This is a genomic window from Cupriavidus sp. 01L45 (assembly GCF_056399885.1).
Map to the genome: position 1 here is coordinate 55915 of NZ_JBFTSG010000034.1, position 25702 is coordinate 81616.

Annotated in this window: 19 protein-coding genes; 14 read left to right on the top strand and 5 right to left on the bottom strand. The window is 65.2% G+C overall.

From position 1 onward, the window contains the following. The first annotated feature begins 25 nt into the window (after positions 1–25). Positions 26–1543 carry a CoA-acylating methylmalonate-semialdehyde dehydrogenase gene (locus AC1DT6_RS22740; protein WP_035869886.1) on the top strand — a complete coding sequence of 506 codons (1518 nt, stop codon included), beginning with the start codon at positions 26–28 and terminating at the stop codon, positions 1541–1543. Between the two features lie 879 nt (positions 1544–2422). Then, a complete protein-coding gene (locus tag AC1DT6_RS22745; RefSeq protein WP_441630677.1) occupies positions 2423–3814 on the top strand; it encodes an amino acid permease in 1392 nt (463 codons plus the stop codon). An 11-nt stretch (positions 3815–3825) separates the two neighbouring features. Here the strand turns inward: AC1DT6_RS22745 and AC1DT6_RS22750 are convergent, their stop codons facing one another. After that, positions 3826–5232 (bottom strand): aminotransferase-like domain-containing protein, encoded by a 1407-nt coding sequence (locus tag AC1DT6_RS22750; protein WP_477114913.1) that lies wholly within the window; start codon positions 5230–5232, stop codon positions 3826–3828. A gap of 180 nt (positions 5233–5412) precedes the next feature. Between AC1DT6_RS22750 and AC1DT6_RS22755 the strand changes: the two genes are divergently transcribed. From AC1DT6_RS22755 to AC1DT6_RS22775, 5 genes are all read left to right on the top strand, one after another. Continuing rightward, a complete protein-coding gene (locus AC1DT6_RS22755) occupies positions 5413–5751 on the top strand; it encodes a DUF2917 domain-containing protein (protein WP_477114914.1) in 339 nt (112 codons plus the stop codon). Positions 5752–6118: 367 nt separating this feature from the next. Then, a complete protein-coding gene (gene icmF / locus AC1DT6_RS22760; RefSeq protein WP_477114915.1) occupies positions 6119–9421 on the top strand; it encodes a fused isobutyryl-CoA mutase/GTPase IcmF in 3303 nt (1100 codons plus the stop codon). Between the two features lie 202 nt (positions 9422–9623). Continuing rightward, on the top strand, positions 9624–10046 hold the full coding sequence (locus AC1DT6_RS22765; RefSeq protein ID WP_441630684.1) for an HIT family protein: 423 nt from the start codon (positions 9624–9626) through the stop codon (positions 10044–10046). Positions 10047–10121: 75 nt separating this feature from the next. Next, the gene (locus AC1DT6_RS22770) at positions 10122–10976 is read left to right on the top strand and encodes a 3-hydroxybutyryl-CoA dehydrogenase (RefSeq protein ID WP_045236126.1); all 855 of its coding nucleotides are present in this window, start codon (positions 10122–10124) and stop codon (positions 10974–10976) included. Between the two features lie 454 nt (positions 10977–11430). Further along, a complete protein-coding gene (locus AC1DT6_RS22775) occupies positions 11431–12975 on the top strand; it encodes a methyl-accepting chemotaxis protein (protein ID WP_477114916.1) in 1545 nt (514 codons plus the stop codon). A gap of 58 nt (positions 12976–13033) precedes the next feature. On the opposite strand, the gene AC1DT6_RS22780 is transcribed toward AC1DT6_RS22775, so the two are convergent. Then, the gene (locus AC1DT6_RS22780; RefSeq protein ID WP_441630689.1) at positions 13034–13702 is read right to left on the bottom strand and encodes a Crp/Fnr family transcriptional regulator; all 669 of its coding nucleotides are present in this window, start codon (positions 13700–13702) and stop codon (positions 13034–13036) included. 237 nt (positions 13703–13939) lie between these two features. Here AC1DT6_RS22780 and AC1DT6_RS22785 point away from each other — a divergent pair, with 237 nt between their 5' ends. The 7 genes from AC1DT6_RS22785 (at position 13940) to AC1DT6_RS22815 (ending at position 22569) form a co-directional block, all read left to right on the top strand. Beyond that, positions 13940–15910, top strand: a complete 1971-nt coding sequence (locus AC1DT6_RS22785) for an AMP-dependent synthetase/ligase (protein WP_477114917.1) — start codon at positions 13940–13942, stop codon at positions 15908–15910. A 14-nt stretch (positions 15911–15924) separates the two neighbouring features. Next, a complete protein-coding gene (locus tag AC1DT6_RS22790) occupies positions 15925–16836 on the top strand; it encodes an ABC transporter ATP-binding protein (RefSeq protein WP_035875775.1) in 912 nt (303 codons plus the stop codon). 36 nt (positions 16837–16872) lie between these two features. Continuing rightward, positions 16873–17787 (top strand): branched-chain amino acid ABC transporter permease, encoded by a 915-nt coding sequence (locus AC1DT6_RS22795; RefSeq protein ID WP_035875777.1) that lies wholly within the window; start codon positions 16873–16875, stop codon positions 17785–17787. A 26-nt stretch (positions 17788–17813) separates the two neighbouring features. Continuing rightward, complete coding sequence (locus tag AC1DT6_RS22800) at positions 17814–18890, top strand: branched-chain amino acid ABC transporter permease (protein WP_035875779.1); 1077 nt, start codon at positions 17814–17816, stop codon at positions 18888–18890. A 96-nt stretch (positions 18891–18986) separates the two neighbouring features. Continuing rightward, on the top strand, positions 18987–20321 hold the full coding sequence (locus AC1DT6_RS22805; RefSeq protein ID WP_441630695.1) for an ABC transporter substrate-binding protein: 1335 nt from the start codon (positions 18987–18989) through the stop codon (positions 20319–20321). 94 nt (positions 20322–20415) lie between these two features. Further along, a complete protein-coding gene (locus tag AC1DT6_RS22810) occupies positions 20416–21231 on the top strand; it encodes an ABC transporter ATP-binding protein (RefSeq protein ID WP_441630697.1) in 816 nt (271 codons plus the stop codon). Between the two features lie 87 nt (positions 21232–21318). Next, positions 21319–22569 (top strand): phenylacetate--CoA ligase family protein, encoded by a 1251-nt coding sequence (locus tag AC1DT6_RS22815; protein ID WP_441630699.1) that lies wholly within the window; start codon positions 21319–21321, stop codon positions 22567–22569. On the opposite strand, the gene AC1DT6_RS22820 is transcribed toward AC1DT6_RS22815, so the two are convergent. The 3 genes from AC1DT6_RS22820 to AC1DT6_RS22830 all read right to left on the bottom strand — a co-directional run bounded on the left by AC1DT6_RS22820 (position 22560) and on the right by AC1DT6_RS22830 (position 25698). After that, positions 22560–22997 carry a YbaN family protein gene (locus AC1DT6_RS22820; protein WP_441630701.1) on the bottom strand — a complete coding sequence of 146 codons (438 nt, stop codon included), beginning with the start codon at positions 22995–22997 and terminating at the stop codon, positions 22560–22562. The two genes, AC1DT6_RS22815 and AC1DT6_RS22820, sit on opposite strands and share 10 nt — an antisense overlap. A 35-nt stretch (positions 22998–23032) precedes the next feature. Next, positions 23033–24010, bottom strand: a complete 978-nt coding sequence (locus tag AC1DT6_RS22825) for an NAD(P)H-dependent flavin oxidoreductase (RefSeq protein WP_045236117.1) — start codon at positions 24008–24010, stop codon at positions 23033–23035. 494 nt (positions 24011–24504) lie between these two features. After that, on the bottom strand, positions 24505–25698 hold the full coding sequence (locus tag AC1DT6_RS22830) for a class I SAM-dependent rRNA methyltransferase (RefSeq protein WP_035875791.1): 1194 nt from the start codon (positions 25696–25698) through the stop codon (positions 24505–24507). Positions 25699–25702: the final 4 nt, after the last annotated feature.

Consider the following 25702-nt stretch of genomic DNA (forward strand, 5'->3'; position numbering starts at 1 on the left):
CAGGAACAACACAAGGAACACTGACGTGAACATCGCAGAAAACCGGCAGATCGCCGACATCGCGCACTACATCGGCGGCACCGTGCGCGCCGCCTCGTCGGACCGTTATGCCGACGTATTCAACCCCGCCACCGGCGCGGTGGCCGGGCGCGTGGCGCTAGGCTCCGCGCAGGACGTGGATGCCGCGGTAGCCGCCGCGCACGCGGCCTTCCCGGCCTGGTCCGAGACCGCGCCGCTCAAGCGCGCCCGCATCCTGTTCAAGTTCAAGGAGCTGCTCGACCGCCACCATGACGACCTCGCCGCGCTGATCACGCGCGAGCACGGCAAGGTGTTCTCGGACGCCAAGGGCGAAGTCACCCGCGGCATCGAGGTGGTGGAATTCGCCTGCGGCATTCCCAACCTGCTCAAGACCGACTTCACCGACAACATCGGCGGCGGCATCGACAACTGGAACCTGCGCCAGCCGCTGGGCGTGGTGGCCGGCATCACGCCGTTCAACTTCCCCGTGATGGTGCCGATGTGGATGTTCCCGGTGGCGCTGGCCTGCGGCAACACCTTCGTGCTCAAGCCGTCCGAGCGCGATCCCTCGCCCTCGCTGCTGATCGCCGACCTGCTCAAGCAGGCCGGCCTGCCGGACGGCGTGTTCAACGTGGTGCAGGGCGGCAAGGAAGCCGTCGACGCGCTGCTGGCGCACAAGGATGTGCAGGCGCTGTCCTTTGTCGGCTCGACCCCGATTGCCGAGTACATCTATACCGAGGGCACGAAGCACGGCAAGCGCGTGCAGGCCCTGGGCGGCGCCAAGAACCACCTGGTGGTGATGCCCGACGCCGACCTCGACCAGGCGGTGGACGCGCTGATCGGCGCGGCCTATGGCTCGGCGGGCGAACGCTGCATGGCGATCTCCGTAGCCGTGGCGGTGGGCGACGTCGCCGACAAGCTGGTCCCGCGCCTGGCCGAACGCGCGCAGTCGCTGAAGATCCGCAACGGCATGGAAGCCGATGCCGAGATGGGTCCGCTGGTGACCGCCGCGCACAAGGCCAAGGTGGAAGGCTATATCGCCAAGGGCGTGGAAGAAGGTGCGAAGCTGGTGACCGATGGCCGCGGCCACAAGGTCGAAGGGCATGAAGATGGCTTCTATGTCGGCGGCACGCTGTTCGACAATGTCACGCCGGACATGACGATCTACAAGGAAGAGATCTTCGGGCCGGTGTTGTCGGTGGTGCGGGTGCATGACTTTGCCCAGGCGGTGGACCTGATCAACGCGCACGAGTATGGCAATGGCGTGTCGTGCTACACGAGCGACGGCGGCGTGGCGCGCGCTTTCTCGCGCCAGATCCAGGTTGGCATGGTCGGCATCAACGTGCCGATTCCGGTGCCGATGGCATGGCACTCCTTTGGCGGGTGGAAGCGTTCGCTGTTCGGCGATCACCATGCTTACGGTGAAGAAGGCATTCGCTTCTATACGCGGTACAAGAGCATCATGCAGCGCTGGCCGGACAGCATCGGCAAGGGTGCGGAATTTACGATGCCGGTGGCTAAGTGAGGGTTTTGGTTTTGGCTGGATGATGGTGGGGGTCACGTTTTTTTGCGGGGTTGGTCGGTGTTTCTTTGAGCGGTGTTGGCTCTTGTACCCAACAGCCATACGACATCCCCCCTGCGGGGGGCTGCCGGTTAGTCTTCTTTGCTTTGGCAAAGAAGACTAACGAGAAGAAAGCCGACCCTGCCGGGGGCAGAGCAATCGCGGGCGCTAGGGGTGCTGGTTTCGTCGTACGGCCACAGTTCTGCTGGCATCTGCCGGAACCGGTTTGACGGGCCACGACGCTGCCAGCTTCCGGGATTCGTAGTACGGCCCCCGGTAGCGGAACCTTGCCCATTCGGCAATCTGCCGTTACCGGCACGGGCCATCACGACACATCGCCAGTCAATGGTTTCGTGGTGGGGCGGGCGCGGTGGTCAAGGTCTCGGGCATATCAATCCGGTGCCACCGCGCCCACGACGGAACCGGTGCGCCTGCAACTTCGTGGCCRGTCACTCCGCGAGCGACAGACGGCTTGAAGCAAGTGATGTCCGCTACCGGGGGCCCCACCGTCAATCCCGGAAGCTGGCAGGTTCGTGGTCAGTCAAGCCGGTACCGGCAGATGCCCGCCGGCACTCTGGGCCGTACGACGAAACCACCGATATTCGAGAGCCTTATTGCTCTGCCCCCGGCAGGGTCGGCTTTCTTCTCGTTAGTCTTCTTTGCCGAAGCAAAGAAGAGTGACCGGCAGCCCCCCGCAGGGGGGATGTCGTATGGCTGTTGGGTGCAATAGCCATCGCCGCTCAAAGAAACAGCGACCACCCCGAAAGTGACGAATCCGCCCACCCTACCGCGCTAAAATACGCCGCTTTTCAAAGCCGCCCAGCGCGCCAGGAGTACCCGCCGATGAGTCTCTTCCGCACCAAGAACATCGAGGCCATGCTGGCCGCTGCCCGCGACGACGGCCTGAAAAAAGTGCTCGGTCCCGTTGACCTGATCCTGATGGGAATCGGCGCCATCATCGGCACCGGCATCTTCGTGCTGACGGGCACCGGCGCGCTCACGGCCGGCCCGGCGCTGACCGTGTCCTTCGTGATCGCCGCACTGGCCTGCGGGTTTGCCGCGCTCTGCTATGCCGAGTTCGCGTCCGCGATCCCCGTCTCCGGCTCCATCTACACCTACAGCTACGCCACGCTCGGCGAGATCGTGGCGTGGATGATCGGCTGGGACCTGCTGCTTGAGTATGGGCTAGCGACCTCGGCGGTGTCGGTGGGGTGGTCGGGCTATTTCCAGTCGCTGATGGCAGGCTTCGGCATTCACCTGCCGGTCATGCTCACCGCCGCACCCGGTGCTGTGCCGGGCGCGCAGACGCTGTTCAACCTGCCCGCTGCCGTGATCATGCTGCTGATCACCTGGATCGTGTCCTACGGCGTGCGCGAGTCGGCGCGCCTGAACAACGTGATGGTGGCCATCAAGATCGCGGTGGTGCTGCTCTTCATCGCAGTGGGCGTGTGGCACGTCAAGCCGGCCAACTGGCATCCGTTCGCGCCCTTCGGGCTGGACGGCATCTTCAATGCGGCGGCGCTGGTGTTCTTCGCCTTCATTGGCTTCGACGCCGTCACCTCGGCCGCGGAGGAAGTCCGCAACCCGCGCCGCGACCTGCCTATCGGCATCATCGGCTCGCTGGCCGTGTGCACCGTGCTGTACGTGACGGTGGCGGCCATCATGACGGGCATCGTGCCCTTCGCCAAGTTCGCCGGCATCGATCACCCGGTCTCGCTTGCGCTGCAGTAYGCCGGGCAGAACTGGGTGGCGGGCTTCGTCGATCTTGGCGCCATCCTGGGCATGACCACGGTGATCCTGGTGATGACCTTCGGCCAGACACGCATCATCTTCGCTATGTCGCGCGACGGCCTGCTGCCGGAGCGCTTGTCGAAGGTGCATCCCGTGCATGCCACGCCGTTCTTCGCCACCTGGACGGTGGGCATCGTGTTCGCGTTTATCGCGGCGTTCGTGCCGCTCAACGTGCTGGCGGAGCTGATCAATATCGGCACGTTGTCGGCCTTCACGCTGATCTCGGTGGCGGTGCTGGTGCTGCGCAAGACCCGGCCGGACCTGCCGCGCGCTTTCCGCTGCCCCGGTGTGCCGGTGGTGCCGCTGCTGTCCGTGGGCTTCTGCCTGTTCCTGATGGCTCACCTGCAGGCGCTGACCTGGATCGCGTTCACCAGCTGGCTGGCGATCGGGCTGGCCATCTACTTCCTCTACGCGCGCCGCAACGCGGTGCTGCACGGCGGCTGACGCCGCCCCCGTTACAGTTCGCGCGCGCCGGCCTCCCGCAGGAAGGCCAGCGCGCGTGGCTCCTCGACAAACGCGGAGTTGATGCGGATCCAGGCCGAGGTTTCGCCGCCCGGCCGGAAGTAATTGCCGGGCGCCAGCGTCACGCCGTGCCGCTCCGCGAGCGTCACCAGTTCGCGTGAATCATCGATTCCGCGTGCGCGTGCCCATAGGAAATTGCCCCCCGCCGGTTCGCAAAACACCTCCCAGCCAAACTCGCCCAGGCGCCGCACCGCGCCGGCGGTGGCCTGCCGCACCCGCAGGCGCAGCCGCTCCATGTATTTGCGATAGGCGCCCCGCTCCAGCAAGGCCGTGGTGACGGCTTCCGCGAAATGCGAGCCGGCCACGCTGGTCAGCACCTTCACGTCCACCAGTTCCTTCACCAGTGCCTTGTCGGCGACCAGGTAGCCGATCCGCAGCGAGGCCGACACCGTCTTGGAAAAGCCACCGATATAGATCACATGTTCGAGCTGGTCCAGCGTGGCCAGGCGATCGGTGAAGTGGGTCTGGAAGTCCGAGAAGATATCGTCCTCGACAAAGCGGAAGCCATGCCGCCGTGCCAGTTCGAGCAGGCGGAATGCCACCGGCGGCGCCAGGGTCGAGCCGGTCGGGTTCTGCAGCACGCTGTTGGTGAAGAACAGCTTGGGCTTGTGCTCGCGCAGCAACGCCTCCGCGGCGTCCGGGTCCGGGCCATTGCGGGTTTGCGGCACGCCCACCAGCCGCACGCCGTGCAGGCGCAGCAGGCCGAACAGGTTGTAGTAGCCGGGGTCTTCCACGAATACCGTATCGCCTGGCTTGAGCAGGCGGCGCACCACCAGGTCCAGCGCCTGGCTGGCGCCGGTGGTGATCAGTACCTGCGGCAGTTCGGCGGCGATGCCAAGTTGCCGCACGCGGGTCAGCACATGCTGGCGCAGTTCCGGAAGGCCCATCGGCGTGGCGTAATGGATCACGCTGCAGACGTCGGTGCGCGAGACCTGGCGGATCGCCTGCGTCAGCCCGTCCAGGTCGCGCCAGGTTTCGGGTACGAAGCCGCCCGCCAGCTTGAGGGTGGCGCTGGGGTGATTGAACTGCTCCAGGATATGGTCCGACAGGTCCTCGGCCAGCTTCGGGTCCGACCAGCCATTGGCGGCGCGCGCCAGCAGTGGGCTGTCCGCGACGAAGAAGCCCGAGCCGTGGCGGGAGTCGAGCAGGCCCTGCGACACCAGCCGGTCATAGGCCTCGATCACCGGGAAACGGCTGATGCCATGCTCCGCCGCCAGTTGGCGGATCGACGGCAGGCGGGCGCCGGGACGCACCTCGCGCGTGCTGATCCAGGTCTTGACCTCGTTGACGATCTGGTCGGTCAGGGGCACGCCGGTGGCGGGGACTAGGGTCAGCTTCATGACGGGCGCGCTTGCAAAGTGTCAGGAAAAACTACTGAACAGTGCATGGAAAACTGTTCGCAACTGTTCATGGGATTGTAGTAGCCGCTGTGAATAATGGAAGGCATGCGGAGGAGGGTGCCGGCACTGGCCAGGCCGGGCGGCACGAGACATCACCGCAATGCAGAAAGGAGTGGCGAAATGCGCGAACTACGGATCTTCGAACTGGATGAACCCGGCCGGCCGGTGCGCTGGCGCGCCCCCGAAGGGCAGAGCGTCAAGGTGCTGGAAGGGCGCCTGTGGCTGACACTGGAGGGCCATCACGCCGATATCTGGCTGCTGCCGGGCGCCGTGTACGCGCTGCCGGCCGGCGCGACGGTATGGCTGTCGGGCGAGTGCGAAGGCGCGCGCTTCACGCTCGCCGAGTCGGCCGCCCCCCTGTGGTGGCGCTGGCTGGGCGGGATGACTGGCGCGCTGAAGCGCCGGTTTGCCGAGCGCCGGGGCAACGGCGCGGGCGAATGCCCGGAGCCGGGTCTCTGACGTGATGCAGGCTGGCTGGCGCGGGCACGTGGCCCCGCGCCGGCCGGCAACGGGCGCGCCGGTTCCCGGCCCGCCCACGGAGCCCGAGGCCGCTTGCGCGCGCCGCGGATGCCGCCGCCCCGCCCGTTTTCCCCCTCAGAATCCATCACACCGCCTCGCCAACTGTGCGAGGATGTTCGTCATGGCAGCCCGCGCCGCGCGGCAAGCAGGGTGTCCCTGGATTGATTTCCGTTAACGTAAACGTCATATAATCAAGCCGCCGGGCCGGCGCCAGCCAGACCGTTCGCATGCGGGATCCGAGCCGACTCCAGAGCGGCAGACATGGGCGTCAAGCGAGCAGCCAGAACACCGAACATGGTGGAGACAAATGACCGATCTTTCCGATGTGCAGAAGGGCGCCCAACCCGGCGTTTCCCATCAGGCGCAGGGACCGAAAGGCCCCGTCAACAAAGTGCGCTTCGTCACCGCGGCCTCGCTGTTCGACGGCCACGATGCCTCCATCAACATCATGCGGCGCATCCTGCAGTCTTCGGGCTGCGAGGTGATCCACCTGGGGCATAACCGCTCGGTGCAGGAAGTGGTCAGTGCGGCTCTGCAGGAAGACGTGCAGGGCATCGCCATTTCCAGCTACCAGGGCGGGCACGTCGAGTACTTCAAGTACATGATCGACCTGCTGCGCCAGCGTGGCGGCGGGCACATCCAGCTATTCGGCGGCGGCGGGGGCGTGATCGTGCCGGACGAGATCCGCGAACTGCAGGCCTATGGCGTGGCGCGCATCTTCAGCCCGGAAGACGGCCAGCGCCTGGGCCTGGCGGGCATGATCGCCGACATGGTGCAGCGCTGCGATATCGACCTCGCGCGTTATGCGCCGACCACGCTCGACGCGGTGAAGGGCGGCGACCGCCGTGCGCTCGCGCAAGTGATCACCGCGCTGGAAAACGGCAAGGCGGAACCGTCGCTGGCCGATGCGCTGCGCACCGAAGCGGCAAAGGTCAAGACGCCCGTGCTGGGCATCACCGGCACCGGCGGCGCCGGCAAGTCCTCGCTGACCGATGAACTGATCCGCCGCATCCGGCTGGACCAGCAGGATGCGCTGTCGATCGCGGTGATCTCGATCGATCCCTCGCGCCGCAAATCCGGCGGCGCGTTGCTGGGCGACCGCATCCGCATGAATGCGATCAATCATCCGAACATCTTCATGCGCTCGCTGGCCACGCGCGAGGCCGGCTCCGAGATTTCGCAGGCGCTGCCGGATGTGCTGGCAGCGTGCAAGGCGAGTGGCTTCGACCTGATCATCGTCGAGACCTCGGGCATCGGCCAGGGCGATGCGGCCATCGTGCCGCATGCGGACCTGTCGCTGTACGTGATGACGCCCGAGTTCGGCGCCGCCAGCCAGCTCGAGAAGATCGACATGCTGGACTTCGCCGACTTCATCGCCATCAACAAGTTCGACCGCAAGGGCGCGCGCGACGCGTGGCGCGACGTGGCCAAGCAGGTGCAGCGCAACCGCGAGCAGTGGCATGCAAAGCCCGAGGAGATGCCGGTGTACGGCACCCAGGCGTCCCGCTTCAACGACGACGGCGTCACCATGCTCTACCAGGGCCTGCGCGAAGCGCTGTGCGCGCGCGGCATGCGCGCGCCGGCTGGCGTGCTGCCGCTGCTGAGCGGACGCATCTCCACCGGGCAGAACGTGATCGTGCCGCCGGCGCGCAACCGCTACCTGGCGGAGATCGCCGACACCATGCGCGCTTACCACCGCCGCGTGGACGCGCAAAGCCGGCTGGCGCGCGAGCGCCAGCAACTGCGCGAGGCGCGCCGCATGCTGCTGGCCGCGCCGGAGCCAACGCCGGGCGATGCCGCCGACGCGCTGCAGGCGCTCGCCGCGGAGCGCGACGCCGCGCTGGGGGCGCAGGAGCGCAAGCTGTTGGCGATGTGGCCGGAGATGCGCAAGGCCTATAGCGGCGATGAGTACGTGGTGAAGATCCGCGACAAGGAAATCCGCACCACGCTCACCACCACCACCTTGTCCGGCACTACGGTGCGCAAGGTGGTGCTGCCTCGCTTCGAGGACGATGGCGAAGTGCTCAGGTGGCTGATGCGCGAGAACGTGCCCGGCAGCTTCCCCTATACCGCCGGCGTGTTCGCCTTCAAGCGCGAGAACGAAGATCCCACCCGCATGTTCGCGGGCGAGGGCGATGCCTTCCGCACCAACCGCCGTTTCAAGCTGGTCTCCGAGGGCATGGATGCCAAGCGCCTGTCCACCGCCTTCGACTCGGTCACGCTGTACGGCGAGGATCCGCATACGCGACCGGATATCTACGGCAAGGTCGGCAATTCGGGTGTGTCGATCGCCACGCTCGACGACATGAAGGTGCTGTACGACGGCTTCGACCTGACCAGCCCGTCGACCTCCGTGTCGATGACCATCAACGGGCCCGCGCCCACCATCCTGGCGATGTTCATGAACACCGCCATTGACCAGCAGCTCGACAAGTTCCGCGCCGACAACGGCCGCGATCCCACCAGCGACGAGGAGGCCAAGATCCGCGCGTGGGTGCTGCAGAACGTGCGCGGCACGGTGCAGGCCGACATCCYCAAGGAAGACCAGGGGCAGAACACCTGCATCTTCTCCACCGAGTTCTCGCTCAAGGTGATGGGCGATATCCAGGCCTACTTCGTGCATCACCAGGTGCGCAATTTCTACTCGGTGTCGATCTCCGGCTATCACATCGCGGAGGCCGGCGCGAACCCCATCTCGCAACTGGCATTCACGTTGTCCAACGGCTTCACCTATGTGGAGGCGTATCTCGCGCGCGGCATGCATATCGACGATTTCGCGCCCAACCTGTCGTTCTTCTTCTCCAACGGCATGGACCCGGAATACAGCGTGATGGGCCGCGTGGCGCGCCGTATCTGGGCCGTGACGATGCGTGACAAATACGGCGCCAACGAACGCAGCCAGAAGCTCAAGTACCACATCCAGACGTCCGGCCGCTCGCTGCATGCGCAGGAGATCGACTTCAACGATATCCGCACCACGCTGCAGGCGTTGATCGCGATCTACGACAACTGCAATTCGCTGCACACCAACGCCTACGACGAAGCCATCACCACGCCCACCGGCGAATCGGTGCGCCGCGCGCTGGCTATCCAGCTCATCATCAACCGCGAATGGGGCGTGGCCAGATGCGAGAACCCCAACCAGGGCAGCTTCCTGATCGACGAGCTGACCGATCTGGTGGAGGAGGCGGTGATGCAGGAGTTCGAGCGCATCGCCGAGCGCGGCGGCGTGCTGGGGGCGATGGAGACCGGCTACCAGCGCGGCAAGATCCAGGAGGAGTCGCTGTACTACGAGCAGCGCAAGCATGACGGCACGCTGCCCATCATCGGCGTCAACACCTTCCGCAATCCCAACGGCGAGCCCGCCACGCAGACGCTCGAACTGGCGCGTTCCAGCGAGGAGGAGAAGCAGGGGCAACTCGCGCGGCTGGCGGATTTCCATGCGCGCCATGCGGATGCGGCGCCTGCGACGCTGCAGCGTTTGCGCCAGGCCGTGATCGACAACGACAATGTGTTCGCGGTGCTGATGGATGCGGTGCGCGTGTGCTCGCTGGGGCAGATCACCCATGCGCTGTTCGAGGTGGGAGGACAGTACCGGCGCAATATGTGATGTGTCGGCGAGGGGCTGTTTCATGCGGGGCCCCTGCGTTAAACTTGACGTTTGCGTAAGGCCATAACGCCGCCATAACGCCGCCATAACGCGGCCATGGCGCGGCCGCCAAGCGCCAGGGCCAAGCCAATACCAAGACAAGATCAAGACAAGATCAAGACAAGATCAAGACAAGAACAAGACAAGACCAATCAGGAGCACCGTGTACGATCCCAACAATATCTTCGCCCGCATCCTGCGTGGCGAATTGCCTTGCAACAAGGTGTATGAAGACGCCGACACCGTTGCCTTCATGGACATCATGCCCCAGTCCGACGGGCACGTATTGGTGGTGACCAAGGAGCCGGCCGCGGAGATCTTCGACCTCTCCGACGCCGGCGCCGAAGCCGCCATCCGCACCACCAAGCGCGTAGCCCGCGCGGTGCGCGCCGCCTTCAGGCCGGACGGCATCTCGATCGGCCAGTTCAACGGCAGCGCCGCGGGCCAGACCGTCCCGCACGTGCATTTCCACATCGTGCCCCGCTATGCCGACCGCACGCTGCGCGGCCACGGCACGGACATGCAGGATCCGGAAATCCTCAGCCAGCACGCCGATCGCATCATCGCCGCGCTGCGCGACGCCTGACCCTATGAACCACCGGCCCGCCGCACCCGCGGCGGGCCGGATCTGCATCAAGCAACCAGCAACAAGGAAGAGAAGATGGGAATCAGGACAGTTGGCATCGTAGGCGCCGGCACCATGGGTAACGGCATCGCGCAAGCATGCGCCGTAGTGGGCCTGGACGTGGTGATGGTGGACATCAGCGACGCAGCGGTGAACAAGGGCATCGCCACCGTTGCGGGCAGCCTGGACCGCCTGATCAAGAAGGACAAGATCAGCGAAGCCGACAAGGAAGCCGCACTGGCGCGCATCAAGGGCTCGACCGCCTATGAATCGCTCAAGGCCACCGACATCGTGATCGAAGCCGCCACCGAGAACTTCGACCTCAAGGTCAAGATCCTCAAGCAGATCGACAGCATTGTCGGCGACAACGTGATCGTGGCGTCCAATACTTCGTCGATCTCGATCACCAAGCTGGCGGCGGTCACGACCCGGCCGGGCAACTTCATCGGCATGCACTTCTTCAATCCGGTGCCGATGATGGCGCTGGTGGAACTGATCCGCGGCCTGCAGACCAGCGATGCCACGCATGCGCTGGTGGAAGAACTCTCCAAGGCGCTGGGCAAGTACCCGATCACCGTGAAGAACAACCCGGGCTTTGTGGTGAACCGGATTCTCTGCCCGATGATCAATGAAGCATTCTGCGTGCTGGGTGAAGGCCTGGCGTCGCCGGAAGAGATCGACGAAGGCATGAAGCTGGGCTGCAATCACCCCATCGGCCCGCTGGCGCTGGCCGACATGATCGGCCTGGATACGATGCTGGCGGTGATGGAGGTGCTGTACACCGAATTTGCCGACCCGAAATACCGTCCGGCCATGCTGATGCGCGAAATGGTGGCAGCGGGCTATCTCGGCCGCAAGACGGGCCGCGGCGTGTACGTCTACAGCAAGTGATATTGAAGCAGTAAGAGATGGAAAGCCCCCCTTCCACGGGGCGGGGGGAAGCTAAGAAAACTGGCAATGGAGCGATCCGTCGCCAGTTTTTTTTCGTTTGCGGAACGCCCCTGCCTGCCGGTTCTCCAGCATGTCGTGATCAATGAACCATGCCCCTTCCGGTTCCTGACGATTTGCTGTCTGCTTGAATTTTCAAACAAGAATCGGTATCAACAGGCGTTAAATAGAACGATCGTATTAAAAAATATTGTCAAGCCTTTGGCGGCGATAAAGCCAATTAACACTGAGTGGAATCAATTTCGATCCAGCTGAAACCGGGTGAATGTCTTAATTTGTCCCTAATCGCTAAAGCTTTGTATAGACATTTCCGTAAACGCTGAAATGCACTACGCGCCGCCGCAGTCGTGGCACTGCCTGTGCGTCGCGTGCTTTGGAAAACCGATGGGGAATCTTTATGCGCAACAACCAACCCGTCTCGCAGCGCGAATACGAACTGCCTGAGAATGCGACGCTGATGTCGACCACCGACACCAGCAGTCGCATTGCCTATGCCAACGCGGCCTTCGTCRATGTCAGTGGCTTCACGCGCGAGGAAATCCAGGGTCAGCCCCACAATATCGTGCGGCACCCGGATATGCCGGCCGAGGCGTTCGCCGACATGTGGGCCACGCTCAAGGGCGGCGAGCCCTGGACGGCGCTGGTAAAGAACCGGCGCAAGGACGGCGACCACTACTGGGTACGCGCCAATGCCATGCCGCTGGTGCGCAACGGCAAGCCGGTGGGGTACATGTCGGTGCGCACGCGGCCATCGCGCGAGGAGATTGACGCCGCCGCCCGGCTCTACCAGGACTTTCGCGAGGGCAGTGCGGGTCAGCGGCGTTTCCACAAGGGCCTGATCATTCAGGGYGGCTGGAAGCGGTGGGCGTCGGCCTTCAAGACCATGCCGGTGCGCTGGCGCATCCGCGGCGCCCTGGCGACCTTGCTGCCGGCCTTGGTCATTGGCGCGGCGGCGCTTGGCATGCGCGGGATGCCGCTGGCCGGCCTGGGCGGCATCGTTGCCGCCATGTTGCTGCTGGTCTCCGGCTGGCTGGAGGCGCAGATCTCGCGGCCGCTGGAGCGGGTCATGGCACAGGCCTTGCGCGTCGCGTCAGGCGAAAGCCAGCAGGTCGAGCATATGGACCGCGTGGACGAGATCGGCATGACCCTGCGCACGATCAGCCAGCTTGGCCTGATGTTCCGCTGGCTGATCGACGACGTGAGCGAGCAGGTGCTGAACGTGCAAGGCGCAAGCAGCGAGATCGCGCAGGGCAACAGCGACCTGAGTCAGCGCACCGAGCAGGCGGCATCCAACGTACAGGATACGGCGTCGTCGATGACGCAGATGACGGCCACGGTCAAGAGCAATGCCGAGACCGCGGCCCAGGCAAACGCGCTGTCCGGCTCCGCCAGCACCGAGGCGGCCAAGGGCGGCAAGGCGATGTCGCAGGTGGTGGCGACCATGGAGGAAATCAGCAGTAGCTCGAAACGGATCGCCGACATCATCGGCGTGATCGACGGCATCGCCTTCCAGACCAATATCCTTGCGCTGAATGCCGCGGTGGAAGCCGCGCGGGCGGGGGAACAGGGCAGGGGTTTCGCGGTGGTGGCCGGTGAGGTGCGCGGGCTCGCCCAGCGCAGCGCCAGCGCGGCCAAGGAGATCAAGGCGCTGATCGGCGCCAGCGTGGAAAAGGTCGACTCGGGGGCGCAACTGGTCAACGACGCCGGCCAGACCATGGACAACATCGTGGCCCAGGTCAGGCGCGTCTCCGACCTGATCGCCGGGATCAGCCTGGCTACGTCCGAGCAGAGCGCGGGCATCAGCCAGGTTGGCGATGCCATCGGCGACCTCGACCGCATCACCCAGCAGAACGCGGCGCTGGTGGAGCAGAGCGCGGCCGCCGCACAGAGCCTGAAACAGCAGGCCAACCGGCTGGTGGAGGCGGTCGGCGTATTCCGTTGATTGCGCGACAAACCGCAGCGGGTCGTGGCGCAAGGTGGCCGCGAGGGGCGCGGCGGTCCTACTCGCCGTACTGCCGCAGCCCTTCCAGGTCCAATACCTCGATCACGCCATAGTCGACCTTCACCAGTCCCTGCTGCTCCAGCACCTTGAGCGCCTGGTTGGCCCGCTGCCGCGATATGCCCGCCAGCAGGCCGATTTCTTCCTGCGAAATCTCCAACGTGGTCCCCAGGCCAGGGTACAGGTGCTCGTTGAACAGCGACGACACCGCGCGCGCCACCCGCGAATCGATATCGAGCAGCCGTTCATATTCCACGGCGGCAATGAACTGACCCAGCCGCTCGTTGAACTGCGTCAGCAGGAACCGCGTGAACGGCAGGCTGGTATCCAGCAACCACTGAAAAGTCTCGCGCGGAAGAAAAGCAATCCGCGAGCGCCGCAGCGCCATCACATCGTATTTGCGGATCTCGCCCTTGAGCACGGCGCCTTCGCCGAACCAGCCGCCGGTAGGCACACCAGTGAATGTCACCGACTTGCCGGAAGGCGACACCGTAGTGATCTTGACGATTCCTTCCAGCACCCCCAGCCAGTGCTCGGCCTTGTCACCCTTGTGACAGACGTAGTCGCCCTGGCTATATTCGCGCACGCACATGGCGCGGCGGACCACGTCGCGTTGTTCCGGACTGAGGTCGGCTGCCCACACGCAGCGGTCGACAAAATCGTTGAGCATGAGCTGGAAAACCTTCCCGTAGGGATTAACCCGGAATTGTCATCGGCGTGACAACCGGGGGAAATGGCATGCACTATCTTACGATCACACCAACCGCGAGTGCGCGCCAGGACAAGGCACGAAGGACTTGTTGCGCTGCGGCAGAATCCGCGCCGGGCAGAACAGGCCAAGTATAACCAGCGGAAGCAGGCTTGACACCGGTGGCGGATCCCCGCCTCGGAGGGACAGGAGACAGCGATGCAGGAACCGTCGGCGACGACCTTCCCGCGCCTGCTGCTTGCGCATGCGCAGCAGCGGCCGGAAAGCCCGGCTTACCGCGAGAAGGATCTCGGAATCTGGCAAACCTATAGTTGGGCGCAGACCGCGCAGGAGGTTCGTGCGCTGGCGTGCGGACTGGCCGCGCTGGGCTTTGCGCGCGGCATGAACCTGGCGGTGGTCGGCGACAACCGGCCGCGCCTGTACTGGGCCATGTGCGCGGCGCAGGCACTGGGTGGCGTGCCCGTGCCGCTGTATCAGGACGCGATCGCGGGCGAGATGATCTACGTGCTCAACGATGCCGAGATCGATTTTGCCATCGTCGAGGACCAGGAGCAGGTGGACAAGCTGCTCGAAGTGGAGGAGCAACTCGCCGCGCAGGGCCGCAAGGTGCGGCACATCATCTATGAAGACCCGCGAGGGCTGCGCGACTACGATCATCCGGCGCTGATGTCGTACCAGCGCGTGCAGGAAATCGGCCGTGAATTCGATCGCGCCAATCCGGGCCTGTTTGATCAGGCCGTTGCCGCGGGCGCGCCCGACGATACCGCCATCATCCTCTATACCTCCGGCACCACCGGCAAGCCCAAGGGTGTGTGCCATTCGCACCGCGGCCTGATCGGCTCGGCGCGCAACGGCTGCGCTTTCGACGGCTTGACCGCGAAGGACGATGTGCTGTCCTACCTGCCGATGGCGTGGGTCGGCGACAACCTGTTCTCCTACGCGCAGGCCATGACGGCGGGCTTTACGGTGAATTGCCCGGAATCGCGCGAGACGGTGATGACCGACCTGCGCGAGATCGGTCCCACCTATTACTTCGCGCCGCCGCGCATCTATGAAAACCTGCTCACGCAGGTGATGATCCGCATGGAAGACGCGGGCTGGATCAAGCGCAAGCTGTTCCACTGGGCGATGGGCGTGGCGCGCCGCTGCGGCACCGACATCCTCGACGGGAAGCCGGTGGCGCTGGCCGACCGGCTGCGCTACGCCGCGGGCGAAGCGCTGATCTTCGGGCCGCTGCGCAATGTGCTGGGCATGAGCCGCATCCGCGTGGGCTACACGGCGGGCGAAGCGATCGGGCCGGACCTGTTCCGCTTCTATCGTTCGATCGGCGTCAATCTCAAGCAGTTCTACGGCCAGACTGAAACCTGCGCCTATGTCTGCCTGCAGCCGGACGGCAACGTCAAGTTCGATTCGGTAGGGCCGGCCGCGCCGGGCATGGAGATCCGCATTGCCGACAACGGCGAGGTGCTGGTGCGTGGCGTGGGGCTGCTGAAGGCTTACTACAAGCGCGACGATGCCACCCGTGAGGCGATCAACGACGATGGTTACTTCATGACCGGCGACGCGGGCGTGATCGATGCCGACGGCCATCTCAAGATCATCGACCGCGCCAAGGATGTGGGCAAGTTGTCGGACGGCGCCATGTTCGCGCCCAAGTACATCGAGAACAAGCTCAAGTTCTTCCAGTACATCAAGGAAGCGGTGGCATTCGGCACTGGCCGCGACAGCGTGTGCGCTTTCATCAATATCGATTTCGAAGCGGTCGGCAACTGGGCCGAGCGGCGCCACCTGGCGTACGCGGGCTACATCGATCTTGCCGCGCAGCCGGAAGTGATCGCCATGATCGCCGAGTGCGTCGAGCAGGTGAATGCCGATCTCGCCACCGATGCCATGCTGGCCGGCTCGCAGATCTCGCGTTTCCTGATCCTGCACAAGGAACTGGATCCCGACGATGACGAGCTCACGCGCACTCGCAAGGTGCGGCGTGGCTTCATCGCCGAGAAGTACGGCGTGCTGGTCGAGGCGCTGTACGCCGGCAAGACGGAGCAGTTTATCGAGACGCGCGTGAAGTTCGAGGATGGCCGCGAGGGCAGTGTATCGGCCACGCTGAAGCTGGTTGACGTGAAGCGCATCCCGCCGGCCTCCGCCGGCGCGGCACGCGCGGCATGAGCAGGGGCGGGAGGATGACGCAAATGGCATGGAAAGGCGTAGAGCGCGGCGGCGACGGCCAGCCGGTGTGGAGCGGTGCGTCCGCGGTGGCGGGAGCCACGGCGGAGCTGCAAGGCGGTGTGCAGGCCGAGCATGCGCAGGCGCAGGCGCGGCAGGCCGGCGAAGTGATACTCGACCTGCAGCATATCTCGCTGTCCTTCGGTGGCGTGAAGGCGCTGACCGATATCTCCTTCGATGTGCGCGAGCATGAGATCCGCGCCATCATCGGGCCCAACGGCGCGGGCAAGAGCTCGATGCTCAATGTGATCAACGGGGTCTATCACCCGCAGCAGGGCCGCATCGTGTTCCGCGGCGAGGAACGGCGCAAGATGCATCCCACCGCCGCGGCCCGTCAGGGCATCGCGCGTACCTTCCAGAACATCGCGCTGTTCAAGGGCATGACCGTGCTCGACAACATCATGACGGGGCGCAATACCCGGTTCCGCAGCGGCCTGTTGGCCAATGCGCTGTGGTGGGGCCCCGCGCGCAACGAGGAAATGCGCCACCGTCAGAAGGTCGAAGAGGTGATCGACTTCCTTGAAATCCAGGCCATCCGCAAGACGCCGGTGGGACGCCTGCCCTACGGTTTGCAAAAGCGCGTGGAGCTGGCGCGCGCGCTGGCGGCCGAGCCCTCCATGCTGCTGCTCGATGAGCCGATGGCAGGCATGAACGTGGAGGAGAAGCAGGACATGTGCCGCTTCATCCTGGACGTGAACCACCAGTTCGGCACCACCATCGTGCTGATCGAACACGATATGGGCGTGGTGATGGATATCTCCGACCGCGTGGTGGTGCTCGACTACGGCAAGAAGATCGGCGACGGCACGCCGGAGGCGGTAAAGGCCAACCCGGACGTGATCCGCGCCTACCTCGGCGCCGGTCACTGACACAGACGCAACGCACGGAACGATACAAGGATAACCATGACGTTCTTCTTTGAAATCCTGATCGGCGGCCTGTTGTCGGGATTGATGTACTCGCTGGTGGCGCTGGGCTTCGTGCTGATCTACAAGGCGTCGGGCGTATTCAATTTCGCGCAGGGCGCGATGGTCTACTTCGCCGCGCTGGCGGTGGTCGGGCTGATGGACAAGGGCCTGCCGATGTGGGCGGCGGTGATCGGCGCGTTTGGCGTGATGGTGGTGGTGGGCATCAGCACCGAACGCCTGGTGTTGCGCAAGCTGGTCAACCAGCCGCCGATCACGCTGTTCATGGCGACCATCGGGCTGTCCTTCTTCCTCGAAGGACTGGGGCCGCTGCTGTTCGGCAATGAAGTCCGCCCGATCAACCTTGGCATCGTCGACGAGCCGATCGAATCCATCCTGACGCGCTTCAATATCGTGGTGTCCAAGTTCGACCTGGCGGCGGCGGGCATCGCCGGCCTGCTGGTGGGCACGCTGGCCCTGTTCTTCCAGTACACCAAGGTGGGCCGCGCGCTGCGCGCCGTGGCTGACGATCACCAGGCCGCGTTGTCGCTGGGGATTCCGCTGCAGCATATCTGGGCCATCGTGTGGGGCGTGGCGGGCTTCGTCGCGCTGGTGGCCGGCATGCTGTGGGGCTCGCGCAATGGCGTGCAGTTCGCGCTGACGCTGACGGCGCTCAAGGCGCTGCCGGTGCTGATCCTCGGCGGCTTTACCTCGGTGCCGGGCGCCATCGTCGGTGGCCTGATCATCGGTGCCTCGGAGAAGCTCGCCGAGATCTACATCCCGCCCGTTTTTCAGTCCGCCTTCGGGGGCAACTTCGGTGGCATCGAGGGCTGGTTCCCGTACGTGTTTGCGCTGTTGTTCCTGCTGGTGCGGCCCGAGGGGCTGTTCGGTGAGAAACATATCGATCGTGTCTGACCGGCCTTTGCCCCAGGAGACAACCCATGTTCTACCGTGAATCCGGCCAGTTCAAGACCAGCTACCTGGCCGACAGCCAGATCTTCCCCATCCGCCAGGACCGCATCGGCTTTGCGGTGCTGATGGCGGTGGCCTTCATCGCGATTCCCCTGACCGGTTCGGAATACTGGTTCTCGGCCATCCTGATCCCGTTCCTGATCTTCGCGCTGGCCGCGCTCGGGCTGAATATCCTGACCGGCTACGCGGGACAGCTCTCGCTCGGCACGGCGGCCTTCATGGCCGTGGGCGCCTATGCCGCCTACAACTTCCAGTTGCGCATCGAAGGGCTGCCGGTGCTGCTGACCTTCATCCTCGCGGGATTGTCGGCGGCGCTGGTGGGTGTCGCCTTCGGGCTGCCGTCGCTGCGCATCAAGGGCTTCTACCTCGCTGTCGCGACGCTTGCCGCGCAGTTCTTCGTGGTGTGGGCGCTGACCAAGTTTCCCTGGTTCTCCAACAACAGTTCCTCCGGCGTGATCACCGCGCAGCAGCTGAACCTGTTCGGCATCGCCATCGACACCCCGGTAAAGAAGTATCTGTTCGTGCTGATGCTGGTGACGGTGCTGGCCATCGCCGCCAAGAACATGGTGCGCTCGTCCACCGGGCGCGCATGGATGTCGGTGCGCGACATGGACGTGGCGGCCGAGGTGATCGGCATTCCGCTGATGCGCACCAAGCTGCTGGCCTTCGCCGTCAGCTCGTTCTACTGCGGCGTGGCCGGCGCGCTCTATGCGTTCTGCTACCTGGGCTCGGTCGAACCCGACGGCTTCTCGCTCGACCTGTCCTTCCGCGTGCTGTTCATGATCATCATCGGCGGCGTGGGCAGCATCCTCGGCTCCTTCCTGGGCGCGGCCTTTATCCTGTTGCTGCCGATCTTCCTGGACAACGCGCTGCCGCCGCTGGCCGCGTTGCTGCACCTGCCTTTTACCAATGCCGCGGTGTCGCATATCCAGTTGATGGTGTTCGGCGCGCTGATCATCTTCTTCCTGGTCGTGGAGCCGCACGGTCTCGCGCGGCTGTGGCAGATCGCCAAGGAGAAGCTGCGGCTGTGGCCATTCCCCCATTAAGTACCAACGCACTGACGCTTTGACGTTTTCCAGGCCGGATCAAACAAACGGGTATTCGATAACAAACACACACCTGCCAAGGTGAAGGAGACAGTCATGACCATCCTGATTCGCAATCTGCAGCGCATTGCCCTGGCGGTGGGAGCGTCCGCGGCGCTGCTGGCGCCGCTGGCGGTGCAGGCGCAAAGCGGCGAGCAGTTCATCGCTTTGCCCAGCTATCGCGTCGGCCCTTATGGCGCCAACGGACAGTCCTTCTACGGCGGCTTCGTCGACTACCTTAACTACGTCAACCTCAAGGAAGGCGGCGTGAATGGCGTCAAGCTCTCGTGGGAAGAGTGCGAGACGGAGTACAACAACGCCAAGGGCGTGGAGTGCTATGAGCGGCTCAAGAGCAAGAGCGCCGCCAGCAAGGGCACCGCGTATCACACCATGTCGACCGGCATTTCCTACGCGCTGGTGGACAAGACCGCGGCCGACAAGGTGCCGCTGGTCATGATGGGCTATGGCCGTACCGATGCGGTCGACGGCTCGGTGTTCCCCTATGCCTTCCCGCTGGTCACCACCTACCAGATGCAGGTCTCGGCCATCGTCAAGTACCTGGCCTCCAAGAGCGGCGGCTCGCTGGCGGGCAAGAAGATCGTCTACCTGTATCACGACTCGGCCTATGGCAAGGAGCCGATCGTGGCGCTGGAGGCCGAAGCCAAGCTCGGCAAGTTCAACCTCGTCGAGATCCCTGTGGCGCACCCCGGCAACGAGCAGGGCGCGCAGTGGCTGAAGATCCGCCAGGAGAATCCCGACTACGTGATCTTCTGGGGCTGGGGCGTGATGAACCAGACCGCGCTCAAGGCCGCGCAGAAGGTGGGCTTCGCACGCGACAAGATGGTCGGCTCCTGGTGGGCTGGCTCCGAGGAAGACACCTTGCCCGCCGGTGACGCAGCCAAGGGCTATATGAGCGCGACCTGGAACGTGGCCGGCAAGGCCGTGCCGGTGATCGCCGATATCGACAAGGTGGTCTACGGCGCCGGCAAGGGCAATATGCAGGACCGCAACAAGGTCGGCTCGGTGCTCTACAACCGCGGCGTGTCCGCCGCGGTGGTGACGGTGGAAGCGATCCGCGTGGCGCAGGCCAAGTATGGCAAGGGCAAGGTCATGAGCGGCGATGACATGCGCTGGGCCTTCGAGAACCTGAACCTGACCAACGCGCGACTTGCCCAACTGGGCGCGACCGGCCTGCTGCCGGAGATCAAGACCAGCTGCGACAACCACGAGGGTTCGGGCAAGGTGAAGATCCAGCAGTGGGATGGCACCAAGTGGGTGGTGGTGTCGGACTGGATCGAAGGCAACAAGAACCTGATCCATCCGCTGTTCAAGGCGAGTGCCGCGCAGTTCGCGAAAGAGAAGGGCATTTCGCCTACGTGCATGAAGTCTTGAGCGGGCGCCGCGAGGCGTTTGTTGTTGACTCCGCTCTCCCGCGCACGGGGGAGCGGGGATGAAGCCAGCCAGGAACCACCAACCGAGCCGCATCATGAGCCTGTTGTCCGTCAACAATATCGAAGTCATCTACGACCACGTCATCCTGGTGCTCAAGGGCGTTTCGCTCGACGTGCCGGAAGGGCGGATCGTGGCGCTGCTGGGCGCCAACGGCGCGGGCAAGACCACCACGCTCAAGGCCATCTCCAACCTGCTGCATGCCGAGCGCGGCGACGTCACCAAGGGCTCGATCGAATATCGCGGCAACCGGGTCGACCGGCTCACGCCCAACGAGCTGGTCAAGCGCGGCGTCATCCAGGTGATGGAAGGGAGGCATTGCTTTGCCCACCTGACGCTGGAAGAAAACCTGCTGACCGGCGCCTATACGCGCGGCCTGTCGCGCAGCGAGACGCGCGATGCGCTGGAACGCATCTACGCGTACTTTCCCCGCCTGAAGACGCGCCGCAAATCGCAGGCGGGCTACACCTCCGGCGGCGAGCAGCAGATGTGCGCGATCGGCCGGGCCATGATGGCCAAGCCCAGCATGATCCTGCTCGACGAGCCGTCGATGGGCCTGGCGCCGCAGATCGTCGAGGAGATCTTCGAGATCGTGCGCGACCTCAACCAGCGCGAGAAGGTCAGTTTCCTGCTGGCCGAGCAGAACACCATGGTGGCGCTGCGCTATGCCGACTACGGCTACATCCTGGAGAACGGCCGCGTGGTGATGGATGGCGCGGCCGAGGCGTTGCGCACCAATGAGGATGTGAAGGAGTTCTACCTGGGCGTGGCGGCGAACGACGGCGAGGGCGGCGGGCGGAGTTCTTTCCGCGACGTGAAAAGCTATCGCCGCCGCAAGCGCTGGCTGGCCTGAGAAGGGCACTCGGTCTTAAACACAACGCCGATCGGTGAGCGCTGCCTCACGCGGTTCATCACGCGACTACTACGCGAACTACGCACCATGTCCGAACACTTCGATTCGCTCGAAACCCGTGCCCCTGAAGTCCGCTCGCAGGCCTTGCTGGCGGCCTTGTCGCGGCAGGTCGCGCATGCCAAGGCGCATGCCCCCTATTTTGCCGAGGTCTTGCGCGATGTGGATCCGCTMGCGCTGGATTCCCGCGCGGCGCTGGCGGCACTGCCGGTGACGCGCAAGTCCGAGCTGACGGCGCGGCAGAAGGCGATGCCGCCGCTGGGCGGGCTCAATGCGACCCCGCTGGGGGGCTTGCGGCATATCTTCCAGTCGCCGGGGCCGATCAACGAGCCGGACGGGCACGACGCCGACTGGTGGCGCATCGCGCGCGCCATGTTCGCGGCGGGCTTCCGTTCTGGCGATCTGGTCTACAACACCTTCTCCTATCACTTCACGCCAGCCGGCATGATGATGGAAACCGGTGCCCATCGCCTGGGTTGCTGCGTGTTTCCCGCCGGCGTGGGCCAGACCGAATCACAGGTGCAGGCGCTGGCCAGCCTGCAGCCGGCGGCCTACGCGGGCACACCATCGTTTCTCAGGCTGCTGCTGGAGAAAGGCGACGAACTCGGCCTGCCTTGCCGCAGCCTGGGCAAGGCGCTGGTGTCCGGCGAGGCGCTGCCGCCCTCGCTGCGCGCGTGGTTCGGCGAGCGCGGCATCCGGGTGCAGCAGATGTATGGCAGCGCCGATGTGGGCCTGATTGCCTATGAGACTCAGGGCGGCGATGGCTGGGTGGTGGACGAGAACGTGCTGGTCGAGATCGTCGAGCCGGGTGGCACGCAGCCGATGCCGGAGGGCGAGACCGGCGAGGTGGTGGTGACCGTGCTCGGCAACGGCGACTATCCGCTGATCCGCTTTGGCACGGGCGACCTGTCGGCGTTCGTGGCCGGTTCGGGCGAGCGCGCCAGCCCGTGCGGGCGAACCAACCTGCGCCTGAAGGGCTGGCTTGGACGCGCCGACCAGACTACCAAGGTCAAGGGCATGTTCGTGCATCCCGGCCAGGTGGGCGAGGTGGTGCGGCGCCATCCCGAGGTGCGCGCCGCGCGCCTGGTGGTGACGGGCAGCGTTGGCGCCGACGTGATGACCCTGCATTGCGATGCCACCCGCGAGGATGCGAGCCTGGGCCAGGCCATCGGCGAATCGCTGCGCGAAGTCATGCGCCTGCGTGGCGAAGTGCGCTTCGTGGCAGCGGGTTCGCTGCCGCAGGATGGCAAGGTGATCGAGGACGCGCGCAGCTACGACTGAGCGCGATCGCCAGTTTGTTCGGGCGGCGCAGCATGGCCGCCCGGTGGGCGCGTCGGCAGCCATAGCAGCCACGCGCTGACGGCCGCCGCGGTGGCAACCAGCGCCAGCGACGCCAGCGGGCGCTCGCGCATCAGCCACGCGGTGATGCCCATCGACGGCCACATCATCCCGATGGCCAGGCACTTGGCACGCAGCGGCACGCTGCGGTGCACCTGCCAGTCATGCACCAGCGGGCCGAAGCGCGGATGCGCCAGCAGCCGTGCGTGAAAGCGCTCCGAGCCGCGCGCGAAGCAGGCGGCGGCCAGCAGCACGAACGGCGTGGTCGGCAGCACCGGCAGGAAGATGCCGGCAATGCCCAGCAGCAGGCTGAGCATGCCAAGCACCACCCATATCGCGCGCAGCGCCCGCTGCCTGCGGCCGAGGGTCATGCCGGCTGCGGCGGTGCCGGGCGGGGGCATTGCGCTCAGACCGCCAGTCCCAGGCGGGCGCGGGCCTCGTTGTACTCGGCCTTCATGCGCGCCACGATTTCGCCGGCGGTGGGGATGTCGTGGATCTGGCCCACGCCCTGGCCGGCACCCCACACGTCCTTCCATGCCTTGGCCTTGGAGGCGCCGCTGGAGAAGTCCATCTTGGTCTTGTCGGCCACGGGCAGGTTCTCGGGATCCAGCCCCGACGCCTCGATGCTCTCGCGGATGTAGTTGCCGTGCACGCCGGTGAACAGGTTGGTGTAGATGATGTCGGCCGCGGCGGAGGTGGTGATCGACTGCTTGTAGGTCTCGCTGGCGTGGGCTTCCTGCGAGGCGATGAAACGGGTGCCCACATAGGCGAAGTCCGCCCCCATGGCCTGCGCGGCCAGCACGGATTCGCCGTTGGCGATCGAGCCCGACAGCGCGATCACGCCGTCGAAGATCTTGCGCACTTCGCCCACCAGCGCGAACGGCGACAGCGTGCCGGCATGCCCGCCGGCGCCGGCCGCTACCAGGATCAGGCCGTCCACGCCGGCCTCGATCGCCTTCTCGGCGTGGCGGATGCTGATGACGTCGTGCAGCACGATGCCGCCATAACTGTGCACCGCGTCGATCATCTCCTTGGGCGGCGCGCGCAGCGAGGTGATGAAGATCGGCACCTTGTGGTCCACGCACACCTTGATGTCGTGCTCCAGCCGCGCGTTCGAGACGTGCACGATCTGGTTGACCGCGATGGGTCCCACCGGCTTGTCCGGATTGGCGGCGCGGAAGCTGGCGAGTTCTTCTTCCATCTGCGTGAGCCACTCGCCCAGCATCTCGGCCGGGCGCGCGTTCAGCGCGGGGAAGGAACCGACGATGCCGGCCTTGCACTGCGCCAGCACCAGCTCGGGGTAGCTGACGATGAACATCGGCGAGGAAATCACGGGCAGCGCCAGGTTTTGCAGGACCTGGGGCAGTTGTTTGGCGGCGGGCATGGCGTCTCCTGGACCACGTACGGGCGCCGGTGGCGCCCTGGATATGAACGATCGTTCGATTATAGGGAGTTTCGGCTTGCGGGCGTTAGAAGGGGCAATCTACGCCGGGGCGATCGCTCTCTCTTCACCATAGACGACCGGCGGCATTGGCGAAGCCGGGCGGCCTGGCCATGGCGGCACTGGACGCAGCCACTTGGCGGATGCACATGGCGTGCCCTGTGATGTCCTTCCGTTGACGGCTCATCGCTTCGTCGCCGACAAACGGCGGGAGCAAAAAAACCCCGCTACGCCGCGGGGCCAACTACCACGAAGACTGATAGGAAGAGGCGGAAGGGCACCTGCCAATGCCGCGTCCGCACACCGGACTATAGATGGCGTTTGTGACGAACCAAAGACGCTCGCGTGAAGTCGGGATGACCGTTGCGCGCGCCTGGCCTGCCGATGAAAAACGGCGCACTCGGGCGCCGTTCGTCCTTGGCCGAGGCGGCCGGATTTCAGATCTTTTCCAGCAGGAGGCCCTTGAGATACTCGCCTTCGGGGAAGGCGGCCAGCATCGGGTGATCGGTGCCGGCCGAGAGGCGGCGCAGGATGCGCGCGTCGGCACGGGCGTCGGTAGCCGCGCCAGCCACGATCTTCTGGAACAGCTCCATGCTGATCGCACCCGAGCACGAATAGGTGAACAGCAGGCCGCCCGGACGCAGCAACTGCAGGCCGACCAGGTTGATTTCCTTGTAGGCGCGCGCGGCGCGGTCGATGTGCTGGGCGGAGGGCGCGAACTTGGGCGGGTCCAGCACCACCAGGTCGAACTGGCGGCCTTCGGCGCGGAACTGGCGCAGCGACTTGAATACATCGGCATCGAGCCAGGTCGCGCGCTCGGGGTCGAAGCCATTCAGGGTGACGTTGCCAGCGGCGGTCTTGAGTGCTTCGCCGGAGGAGTCGATCGAGGTCACCGCGGTGGCGCCGCCACGCAGCGCCGCCAGCGAGAAGCCGCCGGTGTAGCAGAAGCAGTTGAGCACCTCGCGGCCGTTGGCGAGGTCGCCCACCAGCTTGCGGTTGTCGCGCTGGTCGACATAGAAGCCGGTCTTGTGGCCGCTGCGCACGTCCACGTAGTAGCGCACGCCGTGTTCGGTCACGCTGAGTTCAGGATCGGGTTCGGCGCCAGCCAGCACACCTGTCACCAGCGGCAGGCCTTCGCGTTCGCGCACGGCGGCGTCGGAGCGCTCGTACACGTTGGGGCAGCCGGTTTCCTTGACCAGCGCCTGCACCAGCGCGTCCTTCCAGGCTTCGACCCCGGCGGCGTTGAACTGGCACACCAGCTGGCCGTTCGCGCCGCTGCCGTAGTAGTCGACGATCAGTCCAGGCAGGCGGTCGGCCTCACCGAACACCAGGCGCACCGCGTCGCTGTCCCTGACCCACTGCTTGCGATGGGCGACGGCGGCGGAGACGCGCCGCTTGAACATGGCGTGATCGACCGGCTCGCTTTCGTCGAAGCTCCACACCCGCACGCGAATCTGGGAGCTGGGGCTGTAGGCCCCGCGCGCCAGGAAGCGGCCGTCGGCGGCGCGCACGATCACGGTGCTGCCGGATTCACAACGGCCTTCGATGGTGTCCACGCCGGTCGCATAGACCCAGGGGTGGCGGCGCAGCAGGGATTTTTCCTTGCCGGGCTTGAGGGTGATGGTGTTCATGGTT